This window comes from Bacillus sp. 37MA (genome assembly GCF_000372765.1).
Lineage (GTDB): Bacteria > Bacillota > Bacilli > Bacillales > Domibacillaceae > Domibacillus > Domibacillus aminovorans.
This window is the reverse complement of the sequence record NZ_KB889752.1, coordinates 2,181,946-2,199,575: the sequence shown is the minus strand read 5'-3', so window position 1 is coordinate 2,199,575 and position 17,630 is coordinate 2,181,946. Positions and strand designations below refer to the sequence as shown.

17 protein-coding genes and 1 pseudogene are annotated in these 17,630 nt (G+C 43.7%); 17 read left to right on the top strand and 1 reads right to left on the bottom strand.

The genetic code is table 11. The features are described 5' to 3' along the window. Nucleotides 1-10: 10 nt before the first annotated feature. The 7 genes from hemA (at nucleotide 11) to A3M5_RS0112230 (ending at nucleotide 7,056) form a co-directional block, all read left to right on the top strand. On the top strand, nucleotides 11-1,357 hold the full coding sequence (hemA, locus tag A3M5_RS0112260) for a glutamyl-tRNA reductase (RefSeq protein ID WP_018394077.1): 1,347 nt from the start codon (nucleotides 11-13) through the stop codon (nucleotides 1,355-1,357). Between the two features lie 13 nt (nucleotides 1,358-1,370). Next, a complete protein-coding gene (locus A3M5_RS0112255; RefSeq protein ID WP_018394076.1) occupies nucleotides 1,371-2,204 on the top strand; it encodes a cytochrome C assembly family protein in 834 nt (277 codons plus the stop codon). A gap of 31 nt (nucleotides 2,205-2,235) precedes the next feature. Next, nucleotides 2,236-3,162 carry a hydroxymethylbilane synthase gene (hemC, locus tag A3M5_RS0112250; protein ID WP_018394075.1) on the top strand — a complete coding sequence of 309 codons (927 nt, stop codon included), beginning with the start codon at nucleotides 2,236-2,238 and terminating at the stop codon, nucleotides 3,160-3,162. A 2-nt stretch (nucleotides 3,163-3,164) separates the two neighbouring features. Further along, nucleotides 3,165-3,932, top strand: a complete 768-nt coding sequence (locus A3M5_RS0112245) for a uroporphyrinogen-III synthase (RefSeq protein WP_034298600.1) — start codon at nucleotides 3,165-3,167, stop codon at nucleotides 3,930-3,932. Between the two features lie 5 nt (nucleotides 3,933-3,937). Beyond that, nucleotides 3,938-4,912 (top strand): porphobilinogen synthase, encoded by a 975-nt coding sequence (gene hemB / locus A3M5_RS0112240; protein WP_018394073.1) that lies wholly within the window; start codon nucleotides 3,938-3,940, stop codon nucleotides 4,910-4,912. Between the two features lie 21 nt (nucleotides 4,913-4,933). Beyond that, on the top strand, nucleotides 4,934-6,223 hold the full coding sequence (gene hemL, locus A3M5_RS0112235) for a glutamate-1-semialdehyde 2,1-aminomutase (RefSeq protein WP_018394072.1): 1,290 nt from the start codon (nucleotides 4,934-4,936) through the stop codon (nucleotides 6,221-6,223). Nucleotides 6,224-6,402: 179 nt separating this feature from the next. Further along, on the top strand, nucleotides 6,403-7,056 hold the full coding sequence (locus tag A3M5_RS0112230; RefSeq protein WP_018394071.1) for a hypothetical protein: 654 nt from the start codon (nucleotides 6,403-6,405) through the stop codon (nucleotides 7,054-7,056). On the opposite strand, the gene A3M5_RS26175 is transcribed toward A3M5_RS0112230, so the two are convergent. Continuing rightward, the gene (locus A3M5_RS26175) at nucleotides 7,016-7,198 is read right to left on the bottom strand and encodes a YszA family small membrane protein (RefSeq protein WP_081897985.1); all 183 of its coding nucleotides are present in this window, start codon (nucleotides 7,196-7,198) and stop codon (nucleotides 7,016-7,018) included. The genes A3M5_RS0112230 and A3M5_RS26175 overlap by 41 nt on opposite strands. A 202-nt stretch (nucleotides 7,199-7,400) precedes the next feature. Between A3M5_RS26175 and A3M5_RS0112225 the strand changes: the two genes are divergently transcribed. The 10 genes and pseudogenes from A3M5_RS0112225 (at nucleotide 7,401) to mreD (ending at nucleotide 17,619) form a co-directional block, all read left to right on the top strand. Further along, nucleotides 7,401-10,046, top strand: coding sequence for a valine--tRNA ligase (locus tag A3M5_RS0112225; RefSeq protein WP_018394070.1), 2,646 nt, complete (start codon nucleotides 7,401-7,403; stop codon nucleotides 10,044-10,046). 70 nt (nucleotides 10,047-10,116) lie between these two features. Next, nucleotides 10,117-11,418: a bifunctional folylpolyglutamate synthase/dihydrofolate synthase gene (locus A3M5_RS0112220; RefSeq protein WP_018394069.1), complete on the top strand. Its 1,302-nt coding sequence runs from the start codon at nucleotides 10,117-10,119 to the stop codon at nucleotides 11,416-11,418. 385 nt (nucleotides 11,419-11,803) lie between these two features. Continuing rightward, nucleotides 11,804-11,965: pseudogene (locus tag A3M5_RS24080) on the top strand (type II secretion system protein); the annotation flags it as partial. Between the two features lie 8 nt (nucleotides 11,966-11,973). Then, the gene (locus A3M5_RS0112210) at nucleotides 11,974-12,717 is read left to right on the top strand and encodes a prepilin peptidase (protein ID WP_034298596.1); all 744 of its coding nucleotides are present in this window, start codon (nucleotides 11,974-11,976) and stop codon (nucleotides 12,715-12,717) included. A gap of 276 nt (nucleotides 12,718-12,993) precedes the next feature. Continuing rightward, complete coding sequence (locus A3M5_RS0112205; RefSeq protein ID WP_018394066.1) at nucleotides 12,994-13,560, top strand: SPOR domain-containing protein; 567 nt, start codon at nucleotides 12,994-12,996, stop codon at nucleotides 13,558-13,560. Nucleotides 13,561-13,657: 97 nt separating this feature from the next. Continuing rightward, nucleotides 13,658-14,239, top strand: coding sequence for a Maf family protein (locus A3M5_RS0112200; protein WP_018394065.1), 582 nt, complete (start codon nucleotides 13,658-13,660; stop codon nucleotides 14,237-14,239). Between the two features lie 21 nt (nucleotides 14,240-14,260). Then, the gene (radC, locus tag A3M5_RS0112195; protein ID WP_018394064.1) at nucleotides 14,261-14,968 is read left to right on the top strand and encodes a RadC family protein; all 708 of its coding nucleotides are present in this window, start codon (nucleotides 14,261-14,263) and stop codon (nucleotides 14,966-14,968) included. A gap of 134 nt (nucleotides 14,969-15,102) precedes the next feature. Further along, nucleotides 15,103-16,113, top strand: coding sequence for a rod shape-determining protein (locus A3M5_RS0112190; protein ID WP_018394063.1), 1,011 nt, complete (start codon nucleotides 15,103-15,105; stop codon nucleotides 16,111-16,113). Between the two features lie 103 nt (nucleotides 16,114-16,216). Beyond that, on the top strand, nucleotides 16,217-17,110 hold the full coding sequence (gene mreC / locus A3M5_RS0112185) for a rod shape-determining protein MreC (RefSeq protein WP_018394062.1): 894 nt from the start codon (nucleotides 16,217-16,219) through the stop codon (nucleotides 17,108-17,110). After that, a complete protein-coding gene (gene mreD, locus A3M5_RS0112180) occupies nucleotides 17,107-17,619 on the top strand; it encodes a rod shape-determining protein MreD (protein ID WP_018394061.1) in 513 nt (170 codons plus the stop codon). Before mreC ends, mreD begins: the two co-directional genes overlap by 4 nt. Nucleotides 17,620-17,630: the final 11 nt, after the last annotated feature.

Sequence of the window (17,630 nt, the reverse complement as noted above, 5' to 3'; positions counted from 1 at the left end):
GTGCAGTAACATGCATATCATTACGGTGGGATTAAACTATAAAACAGCCCCGGTAGAAATTCGCGAGCGTCTTTCTTTTCAAGAAGATGTAATTGAAACAGCGATGACAGAGCTCCAAAAACAAAAAAGTGTGCTCGAAAATGTCATTATCTCGACGTGCAACCGTACTGAAATTTACGCGGTCGTTGATCAGCTGCATACCGGTCGTTATTACATTAAAGAATTTTTATCCAAATGGTTTAACATAGAACAGGAAGAATTTACGCCTTACTTGTTCATTTACGAGCAGGAAGCAGCGGTCGAGCATCTTTTCCGCGTCACAGCAGGTTTAAATTCAATGGTGCTTGGTGAAACACAAATTCTTGGGCAAGTTCGTCAAAGCTTTTTGCAATCGCAAGAAATAGACGCAACTGGCACTGTGTTTAATCAATTATTTAAACAGGCTATTACGCTTGCTAAGCGTGCACATGCAGAAACAGAAATCGGTGCGAATGCCGTATCGGTAAGTTATGCAGCAGTTGAACTCGCAAAGAAAATTTTCGGGAAACTTGACGGGCGTCATGTACTCGTTATCGGTGCCGGAAAGATGGGCGAACTTGCGATTAAAAACTTGCACGGAAGCGGTGCAACAAAAGTGACGGTTATGAATCGGACATTTGAAAAAGCAGAAGTGCTTGCTGATCGTTTTGACGGACAGGCCAAAACGATGAATGAACTGCAATGTGCGCTCGTTGAAGCGGATATTTTAATCAGTTCAACTGGTTCAAAGGAATATGTCATTACGAAAGAATTAATGACAAGCGTGCAAAAAATGCGGAAAGGGCGCCCGCTTTTTATGGTGGATATTGCGGTTCCGCGTGATATTTCGCCAGAACTTTCCGATCTCGATAGTGTCTTTTTATACGATATTGATGATCTAGAAGGCATTGTGCAGGCGAACCTGGCTGAACGCGAAAAAGCGGCGGCAAACATCGGTCTTATGATTGAAGAAGAAATCGTCGAGTTTAACGAATGGGTTAATCTGCTTGGTGTTGTGCCTGTTATTTCTGCACTCCGTCAAAAGGCATTAGCGATTCAGGCAGAAACGATGGAAAGCCTTGACCGCAAACTGCCGCATATGAGCGATCGTGACCGGAAAGTGTTAAGCAAGCATACGAAAAGCATCGTTAATCAAATGTTGAAAGATCCTATTTTGCAGGCGAAGGAACTTGCAGGCGATAAGCGTGCAGCAGAGAAGCTTGATCTATTCATGCAAATCTTCAATCTTGAAGAAGACGTGAAAGGACTAAAGCAGTCGCAGGTAAAAGAAAAGGAATGCGTCCAGGCAGTTCATGCAAAGCCTTTACTCCAGTTTTAAGTGAGGTTACGCAATGTTTGAACAAGGAATGACCCGGCTTCATGAACTAATGATTATTTTATATGCAGTAAGTGTACTTCTCTATTTCCTTGATTTTGTACAACGAAACCAGAGGGCGAATAAAATCGCCTTCTGGATTTTATCGATTGTTTGGAGTCTTCAAACAATTTTTTTATGTCTTTACATGTATAATACAGGCAGATTTCCAGTCCTCACATTATTTGAGGGACTTTATTTTTATGCATGGGTACTGCTGACAATGTCGCTCATTTTAAATAAGTTACTTCGAATGGACTTTACCGTTCTTTTTACGAATGTAATCGGCTTTTTAATTATGACGATCCACACATTTGCGCCCGTACAAGTCGAATCGCAGGCGGCGGCGGAAAAGCTTGTTTCGGAACTTTTACTTATACACATTACGATGGCGATTTTGTCATACGGCGCTTTTTCTCTTTCATTCATTTTCTCAGCACTATATTTACTTCAATATCGTCTGCTAAAAACGAAAAAATGGAATGAGCGTCTCTGGCGTCTCGGCGATCTCGGTCAGCTCGAAAAGTTGTCGGTCATCTTAAATGCAATGGGCGTACCGCTTCTCTTGCTCAGTCTCATTCTTGGACTCGTTTGGAAAACACTTAAATTACCGGATGTCAGTTGGTTTGATTTGAAAATTATTGCGTCATTTGTTTTACTATTGATATACAGCATTTTTTTATATGTAAAAGTAAGAAAAGAATGCTCAGGAAGAACGCTTGCATTTATTAATGCGGCAGCGTTTCTCATTATTTTAATTAACTTTTTCCTCGGAAGCCGGCTGTCCACATTCCATTTCTGGTATTCGTGACATCCGGCTTTCGGTCTAGATGGAGGGTATTATGCGAAAAATTATTGTCGGATCAAGAAGAAGCCGTCTCGCGTTAACGCAGACGAATCAAGTCATCGATCAGTTGAAAAAATTGTCACCTGAGACCGAATTTGAAGTAAAAGAAATTGTGACAAAAGGCGACCGGATTTTAGATGTCACATTATCTAAAGTCGGCGGTAAAGGCCTTTTTGTGAAAGAAATCGAGCAAGCGATGTTTGACCATGAAATCGATTTGGCCGTTCACAGCATGAAAGATATGCCGGCTGAACTTCCCGAAGGACTTGTGATCGGTGCGGTACCAGAACGCGAGGACCATCGAGATGCCTTTATTTCAAAAGGGCATGTAAAATTTCGAGACTTACCAGCGGGTTCAATTATTGGCACAAGCAGCCTTCGCCGCAGTGCTCAGCTCCTTGCCATGCGTTCTGACATTGAAATTAAATGGATTCGCGGCAACATTGATACGCGTCTTCAAAAGCTAGAAAATGAAGAATACGATGCGATTATTTTAGCAGCAGCCGGTCTCGCACGCATGGGCTGGTCATCTGATATCGTCACAGAATTTTTGGATGAAGACTTATCAGTTCCCTCGGTTGGACAAGGGGCGCTTGCGATTGAATGTCGTGAAAATGATGTCGAACTTCTTGATTTGCTAGCAAAATTCACATGTGAAAACACGAAGAAAACGACGACAGCAGAGCGTGCTTTTTTAACAGCCGTCAATGGCGGATGCCAAGTACCGGTTGCAGGCTTTGCGACAGCAGATGGTGAAACACTCTCTTTAACAGCACTTGTTGCGTCACCAGATGGCAAGACGATTCTAAAAGAAACCGTTGAAGGCCATGACGCAGAGCAAGTTGGTTTAGAGGCCGCTCGCCTATTAAAAAAACGTGGTGCTGTTGACTTAATTGAAGCAGCGAGAGCAGAATCAGAGTGAATATGGATCAACCGTTATCAGGAAAACGAATTGTTGTAACGCGTCCTGCAGGACAGGCAGCACCGTTTATTGGTAAAATAGAAAAAGCGGGCGGCACAGCATACGCGGTGCCGCTTATCGCGTTCAGAATGTATGAAGACATTCAGGACGAAGCTGTATTGAATCAGCTATTTACATATGACTGGATCATCATCACGAGTAAAAATGGTGTTGATTTTTTTATGAAGAAAGTGGAAGAGATGGGCGTGGATATAAAAGATATTCCGGCTAAATTTGCGGCGATCGGGACGAAGACGGCTGAATCACTTGAGCGGTACGGTCTAATGGTTTCCTATATTCCGAAGCGATTTTCAGCAGATGATCTAGCGAAAGACATAGAAACAGGACGGTTTGCGCCCAAAAATGCGCTTATTCCAAAAGGAAATCTTGCCCGTGACTTAATTGGTGAGACGATTCGCAAAACAGGAGCGGCAGCAGATGACTGGATTGTGTACGAAACGTATTTTCCAGAAAAAGAAAAAGAAGCACTGCTTCATCTCATCCGTCATGAACAAATCGATATGTATACATTTACAAGCCCATCGGCTGTCCGACATTTTATTTCTACGTTAAACGAAGCAGAAGAGCCGATTCCAGAGGCTGACTTTGCCTGCATTGGACCGGTAACGAAAAAAGAAGCAGAGAAATATGGAATGACGATTTCGATCTGTCCGGATGAGTATACGACTGATTCGCTCGTTTCTGACATGATCTATTATTACAAGGAGTGAAGAACATGACAAACGAATTTGCGAGACATCGTCGTTTGCGTCAAAGCGCCAATATGCGTGCATTAGTACGAGAAACGGTGTTAAGTGTGAATGATTTTATTTATCCTTTATTTATTGCAGAAGGAGAAGGTGTTCGAAATGAAGTATCTTCAATGCCAGGTGTATTCCAGCTTTCCATCGATAACTTGAAAGAAGAATTCGATGAAATCGTCAGCCTTGGCATTAAAGCGGTCATTTTATTCGGTTTACCGGTTGAGAAAGATGATGTTGGAACAGGTGCCTATCACAATCATGGGATCGTTCAAGAGGCGACACGTTATATTAAAGAACAGTATCCTGATTTACTCGTCATCGCGGATACGTGCCTTTGTGAATACACAGACCATGGCCATTGCGGCGTTGTGGAAGACGGTAACGTGTTAAATGATCCGTCGCTTGAGTTGCTTGCGAAAACGGCGGTAAGCCAGGCAGAAGCAGGTGCAGATATCATCGCGCCTTCGAACATGATGGATGGCTTCGTGACGGCGATCCGCCAAGGGCTTGATGCAGCGGGCTATACGGAAATTCCGATTATGTCCTATGCCGTCAAATACTCATCTGCGTTTTACGGACCGTTCCGTGAAGCAGCGGATTCTACACCGCAGTTTGGCGACCGGAAAACGTATCAAATGGACCCGGCAAACCGTCGTGAAGCGATGCGTGAAGCAGAAGCTGATATGGAACAGGGCGCAGATTTCTTAATTGTCAAGCCCGCTCTCTCTTATCTTGATATTATTCGTGACGTACGCAATGAATTTGATGCACCGGTTGTGGCGTACAACGTAAGCGGCGAATATTCAATGGTGAAAGCAGCGGCATTGAATGGATGGGTGGATGAAAAAGCGATCGTTCTGGAAAAATTAACGAGTATGAAGCGGGCAGGCGCAGACTTGATCATGACGTATCACGCAAAAGATGCGGCGCGCTGGTTAAGCGAATAATAATTGGAAGGGGATATATGGATGCGTTCATTTGAAAAATCGAAAGCAGCGTTTGAAGAAGCAGTCAAAATGATGCCAGGTGGTGTAAACAGTCCGGTTCGTGCATTTAAATCAGTTAATATTGATCCGATCTTTATGGAGCGAGGCAAAGGGTCACATATTTATGACATTGATGGCAATGAGTACATTGATTACGTTTTATCATGGGGTCCCCTTATTCTCGGCCACACGAATGAACGTGTAGTGGAGGCATTGAAAAAAACAGCAGAAACAGGTACAAGTTTCGGTGCTTCGACATTACTTGAAAATGAAATGGCTGAACTTGTCATTGAACGCGTTCCATCGATTGAAGTTGTCCGTATGGTTTCAAGCGGTACAGAAGCAACGATGAGTGCACTTCGCCTTGCACGCGGCTATACAGGGCGAAATAAAATTTTGAAATTTGAAGGATGCTATCACGGACACGGCGATTCGCTGTTAATTAAAGCGGGTTCAGGCGTGGCAACGCTCGGTTTGCCAGACAGCCCGGGCGTTCCTGAAAGTGTTGCGAAAAATACGATTACAGTGCCATATAACGATTTAGAAAGCGTTCGTTACGCGTTTGAACAATTTGGGGATGATATTGCCTGTATCATTGTTGAACCGGTTGCCGGCAACATGGGTGTCGTTCCGCCTCAGCCAGGTTTCCTTGAAGGGCTGCGTGACGTCACGGAACAATATGACGCACTTCTCATTTTTGATGAAGTGATGACAGGTTTTCGTGTCGGTTACAATTGCGCACAAGGTCATTTTGGCGTGACGCCGGATATTACGTGTCTCGGCAAAGTAATCGGCGGCGGTCTGCCTGTTGGAGCATACGGCGGGAAAGCAGAAATCATGAATCAAATTGCTCCGGCCGGTCCGATTTATCAAGCCGGTACATTATCCGGTAATCCGATGGCGATGACAGCAGGGCTTGAAACACTTCGCCAGCTCACACCGGAAATGTACGACGAATTTGCGCGTAAAGCAGACTCGCTTGAAAAAGGATTGACGGAAGCAGCACGAAAACACGGCATTCCAATTACATTCAATCGTGCTGGCTCGATGATCGGCTTCTTCTTCCATGAAGGACCTGTTCGCAACTATGACGATGCGAAAAATTCTGACCTAGCCTTATTTGCGGATTATTACCATGAAATGGCGATGGAAGGTGTTTTCCTGCCACCGTCTCAATTTGAAGGACTGTTTTTATCAACAACTCATTCAGATGAAGACATCGAAAAAACAATTGCAGCTGCTGAAAAAGCATTTAGCCGTTTGAAAAAATAGTTTGGCTAAAGCAGCAACGGATTGATCCGGGGCTGCTTTTTTACCGTTTAAATGTTCCATTTCTTCCCTATAGTATTCATTACGCATCTTTGACTTGTCCGATCGTTGAAAAAACAAGGGCATGATAACGCAGCTCCACTCATAAAATAAGCAGCAGGATAAAAAAGGAGCTGATTTTGGTGGATGAATTATTTTTCGTATCCATTGAAGAAGGTGTCGTGTTCCCTGATGGAGAAAGTGTGGAAGAACTGCTGTCGATTTCGCTTGACCCGCAACTGACAATGGACTCAAGAGACGAAGGCACGGCACTTACTGGTACAATTGAGGTGACAGGTGAATACTGCATTGTGACGGAAGAAGAAGAGAACATCCGGCAATTTTTCCGGCACATACCAGTTCATGCGTTTATCCCGCCAGACCGCCGGATAGCGGATGACACGGATATTCAAATTCACTCATTTGATTATGATGTACAAAAGCCCGACCGTTTAGTGCTTGCAGCTGAGCTTGCCGTTGTGGTTTCTCTTAAGGAAGAAGAGACGGTGTTTGAATTTGACTCAAATTCAAATGAAGTGTACGAAGATAGTGTAGAAGAAGCATCTGTCGAAGAGCACGTTGAAGTTGTAGAAGAAGCATCTGTCGAAGAGCACGTTGAAATTGTAGAAGAAGCAGCGTCTGTACAAGTTCAAAAAGGACATACAGAAGAGCCATCTATATTTAGCTGGCTCGAAGAACGCTCTGAACATCAGGCTGAATGGCGATTTTCAATTGAGCCGTCGGGTGATGTTGCGCTTATATCCACTCAAGATGAAGCGCCGCTGCAAGAAGAATGAGAAGGGCTAGCAAAATGACGTCCATCGTGGTCGGGAAAATTAACGTGCGAATTCCTTGAAAGCAGCAAAACGGAATAATGATCCCGCATGCGATGCGACGGCATCGTCGGAGCCAGGGGGGCCATCGATCATAATGGCGCATCATATTATACACCTGCCTTTTTTCATATTGTATGTAAAAAAGGGGGAAAACGTGTGTGCAAGCATTGACGGGCTTCGTCTATTTCGGATAAGATAATGGTATCAAAAAGAAAAGTGTGGACCTGGAAAAGGTGGTACCGCGAACAATCCTCTTCGTCCTTTTCAAGACGAGAGGCTTTTTTTCGTTAAGGAGGAAAAAATGAATGTTACAACAAAATGAAACAACGATGCCGACAAAATACGATCCAAAGACAATCGAAAAAGGACGTTATGACTGGTGGACGGCTGGCCAATTTTTCGAAGCGAAAAGTGATGAAACAAAAGAGCCGTATACAATCGTTATTCCGCCGCCAAACGTAACAGGGAAACTGCACCTTGGCCATGCGTGGGATACGACGCTGCAAGATATTTTAACGCGCATGAAGCGAATGCAAGGCTACGATGTACTCTGGCTGCCGGGCATGGACCACGCAGGTATTGCAACGCAGGCGAAAGTCGAACAAAAGTTGAAAGAAGAAGGAACGACACGTTATGATCTCGGCCGCGAGAAATTTTTAGAAGAATCGTGGAAGTGGAAAGAAGAATATGCGGCTCACATTCGCGAGCAGTGGGCGAAACTAGGCCTTGGTCTTGATTACAGCCGCGAGCGCTTTACACTCGATGAAGGCTTGTCAAAAGCGGTTCGTGAAGTATTTGTAAAGCTATATGAAAAAGGATTGATTTACCGGGGCGAATATATTATTAACTGGGACCCGTCAACGAAAACGGCGCTGTCAGATATTGAAGTCATTTATAAAGACGTACAAGGTGCCTTTTATCATATGAAATATCCGCTTGAAGACGGTTCAGGTCACATTGAAGTTGCGACGACGCGTCCGGAAACGATGCTCGGTGACACAGCGGTTGCCGTTCATCCAGAAGATGACCGTTACAAGCATTTAATCGGCAAACATGTCGTGCTGCCAATTACAGGGCGTATTATTCCGATTGTTGGGGATGATTACGTTGATATGGAATTTGGAAGTGGCGCGGTGAAAATTACGCCAGCGCATGATCCGAATGACTTTGAAATCGGTAACCGTCACAATTTGCCGCGCATTCTTGTCATGAATGAAGATGGCACAATGAATGCGGAAGCGGGCAAATATAATGGCCTTGATCGTTTTGATTGCCGGAAACAAATTGTGAAAGACTTGCAGGAGGAAGGCATTCTATTCAAAATTGAAGATCATCTTCATTCAGTCGGTCATTCCGAGCGAAGCGGAGCGGTCGTTGAGCCGTATTTATCGACACAATGGTTTGTGAAAATGGCGCCGCTCGCTGGTGCTGCTGTTGATTTGCAAAAAACAGAAGAAAAAGTGAATTTCGTGCCGGATCGTTTTGAGAAAACGTATTTGCACTGGATGGATAACATTCGTGATTGGTGTATTTCTCGTCAATTATGGTGGGGCCACCGTATTCCGGCCTGGTATCATAAAGAAACAGGCGAAGTGTATGTCGGGCATGAGGAACCAGCTGACGCGGAAAATTGGGAACAAGATAACGACGTACTGGATACGTGGTTCTCATCTGCACTATGGCCATTTTCAACGATGGGCTGGCCGGATACAGAAGCGGTTGATTTCAAACGCCATTACCCGACTGCCGCACTCGTAACAGGCTATGATATTATTTTCTTCTGGGTATCACGCATGATTTTCCAGGGACTTGAGTTTACAGGTAAACGTCCGTTTAATGATGTACTAATTCATGGTCTCGTCCGTGATGCAGAAGGCCGCAAAATGTCGAAATCGCTAGGCAATGGTGTTGATCCGATGGAAGTCATCGATCAATATGGCGCCGATTCACTTCGTTATTTCCTTGCGACAGGTAGCTCGCCAGGTCAGGATTTACGTTACACAACGGAAAAGGTAGAAGCGACTTGGAACTTTGCCAATAAAATTTGGAATGCCTCCCGTTTTGCTTTGATGAATATGAACGGCATGGCATATGACCAGATTGATTTATCTGGCAAAAAATCCGTGGCAGACGAGTGGATTTTAACCCGTTTAAACGAAACGATCGACAACGTGACGCATTTGTCTGAGAAATATGAATTTGGTGAAGTCGGTCGTACACTTTATAACTTCATATGGGATGATTTCTGTGACTGGTACATTGAAATGGCGAAATTGCCATTGTACGGAGAAGATGAGCAAGCGAAGCAAATGACGCGTTCCGTTCTTGCATACGTGCTTGATCATACGATGCGTTTATTGCATCCATTTATGCCATTCATTACAGAAGAAATTTGGCAAAACTTGCCGCACGAAGGCGAAACGATCGTTGAAGCGAAATGGCCTGTAGCCGATCATTCTTTAACAAATAAAGAAGCGGCTACGGACATGAAACTACTTGTTGATATCATTCGTGCCGTGCGTAACATCCGTGCGGAAGTAAACACACCGATGAGCAAAAAAGTGCCGCTCGTCATTAAAGCGAAAGACGAGTCTGTTTTGTCTACATTGACAGAAAATCGCTATTACATCGAGCGCTTCTGTAATCCGGAAGAGCTTGTCATTGAGCTCAATCCAGAAACACCGGAGAAGTCGATGACCGCTGTTGTCACAGGAGCCGAATTATTTATGCCGCTTGCTGGACTTCTCAATTTAGACGAAGAAATTGCTCGTCTTGAAAAAGAAAAAGCAAAATGGCAGTCAGAAGTAGACCGCGTGTTGAAAAAACTGGCAAATGAGCGGTTTATGTCAAAAGCGCCTCAAAAAGTGGTAGAGGAAGAACGTGCAAAAGAATTAGATTACCGCACGAAACTTGCCGCTGTTGAAACACGCATTGAAGATTTAAAGAATTAAGAAGCAGAAAAAGACGGATCGGCTCATGCGGGCGGATTCGTCTTTTTCGTACATAGAGGGAGAAATTTGAATGAACACATATGAAGAAGCATTATCATGGATACATGGACGGCTCCGCACAGGGATCAAACCAGGGCTGTCACGGATGGAATGGATAATGGAGCGCCTCGGTCATCCAGAACGGAGACTGAAAGCTGTTCATATTGGCGGCACGAATGGGAAAGGCTCGACAACAGCCATGCTTCGGTCTATTTTAAGTGAAGCCGGGTATGAAGTTGGGACGTTTACATCGCCGTACATTGAGCAGTTTAACGAGCGAATCAGTATAAATGGTACACCGATATCTGATCATGAGATTACATTATTAGCTCAAAAAATCCGTATATTAGCTGATGAAATGGAAGACATGTCGTTCGGCGGACCAAGTGAATTTGAAATCATTACCGCAATGGCTTTTTACTATTTTGCCTACGTGCGGCCTGTTGATATTGTATTATTTGAAGTCGGCCTTGGCGGCCGTTTGGATTCCACCAATATCGTACACCCGATCCTTTCCATTATTACGACAATCGGTATGGATCACATTCAATTTCTAGGCGATACACTGGCCGAGATTGCCTTTGAAAAAGCGGGAATTATTAAAAACGGCGTGCCGGTCATCACAGCGGTTGAGCAGCCGGAAGCACTTGACGTCATTGAACGAGTTGCAAAAGAGAAAAAAGCGGCTGTTTACTTGAACGGGCGTGAATTCAGCGGAACATGGCTCTCATCAACGGAACATGGTGAACAATTCGGGTTCCAATCCTCATTTAGCATACATGGACAGCTTGAAACGGGTTTAGCGGGGCTGCATCAAGTTAACAATGCTGCACTAGCCATAATGGCCGCCGACTATTTGCGCGCCTTTTATTCGTTTTTTATTGAAGATGAACATGTCGAAAAAGGGCTGGAAAATATACATTGGCCGGGCCGATTTGAAACACTTTATGAAAAACCGCTTATTATTGCGGACGGCGCGCATAACGAAGAAGGGATAAACGCGCTCGTTAAAACGATTCATCAGCGATTTTCTGATCGAAATATCACTATTTTATTTGCGGCAATGAAAGACAAGCCGCTCGATAAAATGATCCAACAATTAAAAGGTGTCGCGGATCAATTGTATTTCGCACCGTTTGATTTTCCGAGGGCCGCAAAAAAAGAAGATTACGAGCCATTTGTGACAGAATACGCTTCCTTGATGGCTTCATATGAAACAATGATCCAATTATTTAAAAACGATGCACAGCAAGATGAAGTTCTCATCATTACCGGATCATTATATTTTATTTCATCAGTGAAAAATGATATAAAATCCATTCTTCCCAAATAAATTTAGGTAATATATAATAGTGAAAAAGAATTAAAATAAGAAACGATAAAAAACGTTGAGAAAACAATGAGCTGTACAAATCATACTGTTTTTGGCGATGCTTTTTGTATTATGATCCATTTCATATAAAACAGAGGCAGTGTCCTCATCGTCACAAAATATTGTTTTCAATTGATCTTAGTCAAGCATACTCGCATCAACAGAAGCAGATGAATGGCTTCAATTGATAGGCTTTCAAGAACCATACACATTCAGCATGGCAAGTACTAGTTCAAAGCCGATAATTAAAATGGCACCCGTATCTGAGGAACTTATAGATGACAGCGGAAAAAATAAGATATTTGTGATACGGCAAAGATAAATGAAAAAGTCAGGAGGAAAAAACATGGTACAAGCAGTAAAGCGAAAAATGAAAAACGAAAGAGGCTTAACGCTTATCGAATTGCTCGCTGTCGTCATTTCCGGTATAATTTCAGCAATTTTTGTCCCGTCTATTGGTGGTTTAATTAATAACTCAAAAAAAAACGCTCATGTAGCACTAACACAGATACAATAATGATTTCGACACTAACTTTTCTATACGGTCTCGTCTTCGGCTCGTTCTATAACGTCGTTGGTCTCCGGGTTCCGGTCAGGAAGTCAATTGTCAAACCGCGCAGCGCTTGCTCGCTGTGCGGTCATCAATTGACCACACTGGATTTAATTCCGGTCGTTTCATACATAATACTCAAGGGACAGTGCCGCAAATGTGAGGCTCGCATATCTCCCATTTATCCTTTAACAGAGCTGATCACGGCCCTGTTATTTTTGTATGCGTATCTCTATTTCGGGTTGACGATGAATTTTTTTGTTGCCATTCTTTTCATCTCAATGTTGATCGTGATCGTCGTCTCCGATCTGGCGTATATGCTCATACCGGATAAAATAATGCTGTTCTTTTTTAGTTTGTTTCTCATCGCTAGAATCATTCATCCACTCACGCCGTGGTGGGACTCGCTATTTGGTGCTGTGGCAGGATATTTGCTTCTTTTGATTATTGCCATCGCTTCAAAAGGCGGAATGGGTGGCGGCGATGTTAAATTGTTTGCTGTTCTTGGCTTTGTGATGGGGGCGAAGCTCGTGTTGCTGACGTTCTTTTTATCTTGTGTATTTGGTGCTGTAATCGGACTTGTTCTCTTGATTTTTGGTATAGTGAAAAGAGGGAAACCGATGCCGTTTGGGCCGTATATTGCGATGGCAGCGATTGTATCTTATTTTTACGGTGGCGAGATGATCCACTGGTATCTCCAGTTTTTTTGATGAAGGAAAATTTTGATTGGCAATGCGATTATTTTCAAAAGAAGATAAAATGATCCATCTCGTTTATACGGACTAATGAAGAGTGAAAGTAAGTGTGTGCCAACGTGTACCGGAATGCTGGGTAATAAAAAGAACAGAACGCCTGCCGTTCTGTTCTTTTTATGGCGAAAAACCGTATATATAATAAAGTGAAACTTCATTTATCCCCCACTCCGCCTTCTTTTCGATGTCTTGAAGTGGGGATCTTACTGCGGGATAAACATGGGAGGGATGAAGATGGACGAGCTGGACTGGACACGGCCAAACAGTGATGTTCTCGTCTGGCAAATGCCAGGAGAAGAAGGGCCCGCTGTCTCGAAAAAAAAGAAATCCATCATTCGGCCGGCTGCTGGAGCGACAATCGTCTTATCCGCGCTGATTACCGGTACACTATTTGGCGTGACGATGATTCGTGCCGTGAATGTGGAAGAGATAAAACCGCCGGCAGCAGCTGTGAGCGAGGTACCTGTACAGGAAACGAAACGAGTGGATGTGACGGTTTCGGTCATTCAAGGGGGTCTTTTTTCGACGGAAGAAGCGGCGAAAAAAGGTGTTGAAAACGCAAAAGCAAAGAAAATTACGGCAAACTATGTTTCATCAGAGGGGCAATATATGGTCCTTTACGGTGTGTTTTCGTCACCGGATGAAGCAAAAAGTGCTGCCGGGCTGTTAGAAGAAAAAGGAACGGCTGTTTATGTGAAAGACGTGACTGCTTCGATGACAGAAGCCGCTGCAAAAACGATGACAGAAGAAACCGATCCGCAAAAAAAAATAAATCAATTAAAAGAAGCCATGTCACGATAACCTGCCCTCTTTTGGCAGGTTTTTATTGTTGGATTTACGTACATTTGATATGATGAATTTGTATTCTCCCAATCCTTTAACAGAAAGGTGATCCTCTTTGACAAACATCGTTCTTGCTTCATCGTCGCCCCGTAGAAAAGAATTGCTTACTCAAGTTTTCATTCCATACACTGTTCATGCTGCTGATACAGACGAAACGATTTTAGAAGGAACCACGCCGTCGGCTGCGGTTGAACAACTCGCTCTCCGTAAAGCGGAAGCTGTTTTTGCGCTCTATCCGGATGCAGCTGTGATCGGTGCAGATACAGTCGTTGTCCATAACGGACGTATTCTCGGCAAACCGGCAGATGCAGCGGAAGCCCGTGCGATGATTGCCGCGCTGTCTGGTACCATTCATTCTGTCTATACAGGCGTCGCGATCGTGACGCAAAATGAAAAGATCATATTTCATGAAAAAACAGATGTTGAATTTTGGGAACTATCAGAGGAAGAAATAGCTGGCTACATCCAGACGGGCGAACCGTTTGATAAAGCGGGTGGCTACGGCATTCAATCAGCTGGTGCGCTGTTCGTTAAAGCGATTCAAGGCGATTATTTTACCGTTGTCGGCCTCCCGTTATCCTCTTTGTATCGCCATCTAAAACGTCTCGGAATCGTAACAGGCACCTTTTCTTCTTAAATGAGAAAGGAGAACGAACGAATGACAAATGATCAACAGTTGCCAGCGAAGCCTATAATGATTAGAGACGTACCACCCCATGACCGCCCGCGTGAGCGAATGATCGCGAACGGGCCGCAAAGTTTATCCACCCACGAACTCCTTGCTATCCTACTCAGGACAGGAACGAAAGAAGAGTCGGTCCTGCAGTTATCCAACCGCATATTAAACGAATTTGAAGGGCTACGTCTATTAAAAGATGCTTCTCTTGAAGAAATAACCTCTATCCACGGAATCGGCAGTGCAAAGGCCATTCAATTGATGGCCGCTGTCGAAATCGGCCGTCGAATCGGGCGATTGAAATATGAAGATCGGTTTATGATCCGTTCTCCTGAAGATGCAGCGAATTATATGATGGAAGAAATGCGTTTTCTTAGTCAAGAACATTTTGTATGTCTATACTTAAATACGAAAAACCAGGTCATGCATAAGCAAACATTGTTTATTGGCAGCCTAAATGTCAGTATCGTGCATCCGCGCGAAGTATTCAAGGAAGCATTTAGACGTTCCGCTGCATCAATCGTGTGTTTGCATAATCACCCGAGTGGTGATCCTGCACCGAGCCGGGAAGATATTGATGTTACGAAGCGTCTCGTAGAGTGCGGTAAAATACTAGGGATTGACGTACTTGACCATCTCATTATAGGAGAGAAGAAATATGTGAGCTTGAAAGAAAAAGGTTATTTATAACGCTATGCTTTTTTTTTTTGTTCCGCTATAATATAAGTTATGGTTTTTGAGACGCTTTTCATACAATTTAACAACCATCAATAGAGAAACAATTACGATAAAAAGGATCTGCTGAGGAAAGGGAGATACACTACATGTTTGGAATTGGGAGCCGTGATTTAGGCATCGACCTAGGGACTGCAAATACACTTGTTTATGCGAAAGGAAAAGGAGTCATCGTTCGTGAACCATCCGTTGTCGCATTGCAGACAGATACGAAGCAAATTGTCGCTGTTGGGAATGACGCGCGAAATATGATCGGAAGAACGCCAGGTAATATTATTGCCACACGTCCGATGAAAGACGGCGTTATTGCTGATTACGAAACGACTGCTACGATGATTAAGTACTACATTAAACAGGCAACAAAAGGCACATCGGGTTTTCTTTCAAGCAAGCCATATGTTATGGTGTGTGTGCCATCAGGGATTACAGCGGTTGAAAGACGTGCGGTTATCGATGCGACACGTCAGGCTGGTGCGCGTGATGCGTATCCGATTGAAGAGCCATTCGCTGCAGCAATCGGTGCGAATTTACCTGTATGGGAACCGACAGGCAGTATGGTTGTTGACATTGGCGGCGGGACAACAGAAGTAGCGATTATTTCACTTGGCGGCATCGTGACAAGTGAATCACTTCGAATTGCAGGCGATGAGATGGATGATGCGATCGTGGCATACATTCGCAAGCAATATAACTTGTTAATCGGTGATCGTACATCGGAAATGATCAAGATGGAAATCGGCTCAGCTGGTGATACGGATGATATTCCGAATCTGGAAATTCGCGGCCGTGATTTATTGACAGGATTACCGAAAACAATTGAAATTACGGCGAAGGAAATTGCGGATGCATTGAAAGATACCGTATATGCGATTGTCGATACGGTGAAAAGCACGCTTGAAAAAACACCGCCTGAACTGGCAGCAGACATTATGGACCGCGGCATCGTGTTAACGGGCGGCGGCGCACTTCTTCGCAACATGGATAAAGTGATCAGTAAAGAAACGAATATGCCAGTGATTATCGCAGAAAACCCGCTTGACTGTGTAGCCATTGGGACAGGTCTTGCGCTAGATCATATTCATTTATTTAAAAACAAATAATTTATGACGATGAGGCCGGTTCTCCGCGCGTTCTAACCGGTTTTTTCTGGTGCGCTGAACCTGCCTCACCGTTTTGAATGCTTAGAAAACTGAGGTGGAATTCATGCCGCAATTTTTAACAAACAAGCGCTTGATCATTTTGCTCGGCAGCATCATTATTCTTGTGGCATTGATCGGCTTTTCCATTCGCGACCGCGGGAATATTACATGGCCTGAAAAGTTTGTAAAAGATGTGACCGGCTTTGGACAGAACATTATATCGAAACCAGTTAGTGCAACAGAAGAGTTTTTTGACAATGTCGGGCGTTTGCGGAATACATACGAAGAAAATGAAAAACTGCGAACGCACTTAGATAAGTTAGCTCAGTTGGAAAGCGATGTTACCCGCTTAGAAAAAGACAACGTGGAACTGCGGAAATTACTTGAAAAAGAGGATAGTTTAGCAGATTACGAGCCGGTGCAGGCAACCGTTATTGCCCGCAATCCTGATCGCTGGTATGACCTGATTACGATCGATCAAGGTGAATCAAATGGCATTGAACCGGATATGGCTGTTATGACAGCAAGCGGCCTCATTGGAAAAGTAAAAAATACGTCTAAATTCACATCAACGGTGCAGCTGCTATCGTCAAATGACGCGCAAAATCGTGTCTCGGCTTTAATTCAATCGGATAAATCGAATTACGGATTGATTGAAGGGTATGACGAAGAGAAAAGAATGCTCAAAATGACAAAAATTCCATCTGATGCAAAAGTGGAAAAAGGACAGTTTGTGACAACGTCAGGTCTCGGCGGTGTGTTTCCGAAAGGGCTTGTCATTGGAAAAGTAATGGAACTTGTTCCAGATGAATTTGGCCTAACACAAACGGCACTTGTAGAACCTGCCGCAAGCTTCTATGATCTTGAGCATGTCATGGTGTCCAAACGTACGATGACGAAAGTGCTTCCGGAAGAAGATAACCGTCAGCAAGTATTAATAGAGGAGGAAGGGCTGTGAAAAAAGGACTTCTTCCTCTTTTGATGATTGCACTTTTTTACAGTGACAGTGTCTTTATGCTCTTTTTCCCAGAAAATGCATTTGATGGTGCATACGTACCGGCACCGCATTTCTTTATTATCGGGCTTTTATTTATGTCGGTCTTCTATGATCGGAATACGGCGATTAAATATGGCTTCTTATTCGGCTTTTTATTTGATCTGTTTTATACAGAGCTGCTCGGTGCCTATTTGTTTTTCTTGCCGTTAATTGTCTATATTACGTCAAAACTAACAAAATGGCTGCAAAGCACGTTCGTCATTTTTTTCATTATTATCTTATTTGATATTGCGTTGTTTGAAATGATTGTGTATGGATTGAATCTGCTTGTTCAGCGGACAGAAGTATCATTTGAACCATTTGTTTCTATGCGTCTCTACCCAACACTTGCATTAAACGCACTCTATTATATTCTGTTCGCCATTCCGCTCCGAAATGCCTTTCAAAAATTTAAAAACAAATTCGGCTAACTCGTTAAAAA

Excerpts from the sequence above, each read along its gene's own strand:
- mreC (WP_018394062.1), top strand. The coding sequence starts at position 16,217 with ATGCCGCAATTTTTAACAAACAAGCGCTTGATCATTTTGCTCGGCAGC.
- A3M5_RS0112225 (WP_018394070.1), top strand. The coding sequence starts at position 7,401 with ATGTTACAACAAAATGAAACAACGATGCCGACAAAATACGATCCAAAG.
- hemB (WP_018394073.1), top strand. The coding sequence starts at position 3,938 with ATGACAAACGAATTTGCGAGACATCGTCGTTTGCGTCAAAGCGCCAAT.
- hemA (WP_018394077.1), top strand. The coding sequence starts at position 11 with ATGCATATCATTACGGTGGGATTAAACTATAAAACAGCCCCGGTAGAA.
- A3M5_RS0112205 (WP_018394066.1), top strand. The coding sequence starts at position 12,994 with ATGGACGAGCTGGACTGGACACGGCCAAACAGTGATGTTCTCGTCTGG.
- A3M5_RS0112245 (WP_034298600.1), top strand. The coding sequence starts at position 3,165 with ATGGATCAACCGTTATCAGGAAAACGAATTGTTGTAACGCGTCCTGCA.
- A3M5_RS0112255 (WP_018394076.1), top strand. The coding sequence starts at position 1,371 with ATGTTTGAACAAGGAATGACCCGGCTTCATGAACTAATGATTATTTTA.
- A3M5_RS0112190 (WP_018394063.1), top strand. The coding sequence starts at position 15,103 with ATGTTTGGAATTGGGAGCCGTGATTTAGGCATCGACCTAGGGACTGCA.
- A3M5_RS26175 (WP_081897985.1), bottom strand. The coding sequence starts at position 7,198 with ATGCGCCATTATGATCGATGGCCCCCCTGGCTCCGACGATGCCGTCGC.
- hemC (WP_018394075.1), top strand. The coding sequence starts at position 2,236 with ATGCGAAAAATTATTGTCGGATCAAGAAGAAGCCGTCTCGCGTTAACG.
- A3M5_RS0112210 (WP_034298596.1), top strand. The coding sequence starts at position 11,974 with ATGATTTCGACACTAACTTTTCTATACGGTCTCGTCTTCGGCTCGTTC.
- hemL (WP_018394072.1), top strand. The coding sequence starts at position 4,934 with ATGCGTTCATTTGAAAAATCGAAAGCAGCGTTTGAAGAAGCAGTCAAA.
- A3M5_RS0112220 (WP_018394069.1), top strand. The coding sequence starts at position 10,117 with ATGAACACATATGAAGAAGCATTATCATGGATACATGGACGGCTCCGC.
- radC (WP_018394064.1), top strand. The coding sequence starts at position 14,261 with ATGACAAATGATCAACAGTTGCCAGCGAAGCCTATAATGATTAGAGAC.